This is a genomic window from Micromonospora sp. NPDC047707 (assembly GCF_040704235.1).
Classification (GTDB): Bacteria; Actinomycetota; Actinomycetes; order Mycobacteriales; family Micromonosporaceae; genus Micromonospora.
In genome coordinates, this window is the sequence record NZ_JBEYSU010000119.1 from 1 (window position 1) to 2,518 (window position 2,518).

General features: G+C 61.1%; 2 protein-coding genes. One reads left to right on the plus strand and one right to left on the minus strand.

The features are described 5' to 3' along the window. Positions 1-544, minus strand: a 544-nt coding sequence (locus tag AB0873_RS32220) for an N-acetylmuramoyl-L-alanine amidase (RefSeq protein ID WP_366604544.1), incomplete at its 3' end; no start/stop codon positions are given. A gap of 1,466 nt (positions 545-2,010) precedes the next feature. Here AB0873_RS32220 and AB0873_RS32225 point away from each other — a divergent pair. Beyond that, positions 2,011-2,518, plus strand: a 508-nt coding sequence (locus AB0873_RS32225) for a glucosaminidase domain-containing protein (protein WP_366604545.1), incomplete at its 3' end; no start/stop codon positions are given.

Genomic DNA, 2,518 nt, shown 5'->3' on the forward strand with positions numbered 1-2,518 from the left:
GGCCCAAGAGTCGGGCGACGTCGCCACGCATGAGGTCGAGATCGACGAACGATGGGTCAATCTTGCCCGTGGTGCTAGTCTCGCGGTGCCCGCGCGCATGACTGGCGTCCTGGCCGAGTTGGCGCAGCACAGCTGCCGTCGCCGTCAGCGACGCATTGTACTGCTCGGGGGTCATCCGCTGGTTAACCCCGTCGTAGTCGATTTCCCAGCCAACCAGCATGGTGTTGCCATCGCCGGCGGGAATGGGTCCGCTGCCACGGCTCGCACCTGCGTGATTAGCGCGGCCAGCAGATATGACATGGAAAACGCCATGGTAGTCGACCAGCGCGTGGCAGAGTGGCCCTTGTAGGTCGGAGCGCCCGTAGATGCAGGTGTTTAGTGCGGGATGCGGGTTGCTGGCGCTGGATAGAGCCGCCGTGTGATGCCAAAGGACACCGATTGGATCGAATGAACCGGAAACCATTCGGTTCCGCCAATCCCCGTGTTCGACAACGTTTACGCCAGCTGCACGAAGAACGTCAGCGAGCCAGGGTATGGTAGCCATCAGGACCGCTGCTCAAGGTCGGCGAGGCATTCGATGCTGCGGTGTCTGGCCTGCGCCGGGCGAGCAATCAGCGCGGACGACGCGACCATGAGAGCCGACACGCCAAGAATCATTCGCCGCGACAGGCGGGGAGATCTGGTTGCGGACATGAAGTTCCTCCTGCAAGTTGCGCGAGTGGCGACGTTCCGCAGTCCAGCGGCTGCCGTGTTATCTATCAGTACAGCGCGCGGTTACGGGGCCTCGCTGGCTAGTGGAAGACATCGTGCCAATCATTGCTGTCACTACGACGACGGATCGATGTCATATCGACGATGCTCGAGGCGCATCGGGGCCAGGTTGACACCCTGAGGGCGGCCTGCTCGTTGGGGACGGTCCACGCGCTCGGACGGCTTTGCGGAGGCAGGTGTCGGCGTTGACCCCTCGCGCGCTGGCCAGCCTCGTCGAAACCTCATCTCGGCGCTTTGGGCGCTCCTCACGCTGACAGATGCCAAGCCCGCCCTCAGTCCCGGTCGGACGAGTCTGCATCTGGACCTCGAAGGTGGACGCCTCTGCACAGGTCCAGCCTCGCGACGGTGCGAGTGACCACCGATACACCCCCAAGCGACACGGGCTCTGCGTGTCAAGTTAGACCAGGTCACACCCTTACTCGGACAGTCCCGCTCATCGCAGTGACAGCCGTTGGTCGTTGCAGTGACAGCGCGGACTAGGACGATGCCATCGGCGTAATCGGGGAGGGACTGTGACTTCCGTGTGGGGCGAGGTCGGATGGCGGTTGCTTGCCGCGTGTGTCATGGCTGAGACCTGTTGTGGGGTCGTTTCCGCCAATGCCAATGTGGTGGGCCACGCCCCCGAGGGCATCGGTTGATGATCTCTCGGGGGCGTCGGCTGTGGCTGCGGTTCGCCGTTCTGGCCGCCGGGAGGTCATGGGATTGCGGGCGGAGACGCAGAAGGTGTAATGCGCAGCCGTCTGGTTCGCTCGTGGCGACGGCGCACGGCCGTCCAGTTCGGGCTAAGCGTGCGATGACAGTTGGGGGCGGGATCGATGCCACTCTGTATTGGCGGGCCGATGGCGCAGTTGCGCGCAGTTAATGTTCTTGTAGCGATCCGGCTCTTCGATGGCCATGGCGGTCCTTTGGCGACGTAGACGTGACGCCAAAGATTTGTCATTGCATCGGTCTGGCATTCATCCAGGATGTGCACTCCGCGCGGGTGTTCCATGCAGACCTTCCTCGAAATGCGGCATATGATCGTAGCCCTACTAATCATGGGCCGCACTTGGCTGATCATTTGGCGACAAACGATGACCGGAATCGCTTTCGGACCAATTGATCCCGGACTGGAGGGAGGCGAACAGGGCGACCGAGGTGGACTATCAATCAACACGAATCTACTAGCGATGGGAGACATCAGTAGTCATGAACGGTATTGGGAGGCGCTGGCGACGGATTGCCCTGTCGTTGGCGGGGGTGACACTTGCAGTGGTCGTGCCGAGGGGTGCGGCGTATGCCCAGACAGTTCAGGAAGAGTACATCCAGCGAGCAGTGGCGCCTGCTCAACATGCAATGGCCGAAGTCGGAATACCGGCGTCTGTGGCGATCGGCCAATCAGCGCTGGAAACGGGCTGGGGTAGATATGCGGCATTGAACAACTATTTCGGGATCAAGTGTGTCAACAATGACCCTGGGTCGATCGCGATCGGGTGCCGGACCATGACAACAACTGAATGCGGACCGCGTGGATGCGGGCCAGAGGCTGGAGTGTTCCGAGTTTACGCTACGATGGAAGACTCTTTCCGTGACTACGGCCGGTTTCTCCATAACTCTCCACGATACGCCAAGGCGTTCAACTTTACCCACGACCCTGACCAGTTCATCAGGGAGGTACATGCGGCCGGTTATGCAACCGATCCCGAGTATGCGAACAAGGTCATCTCAATCATGCGCACCTATAACCTGTACCGCTTCAACACGCCTG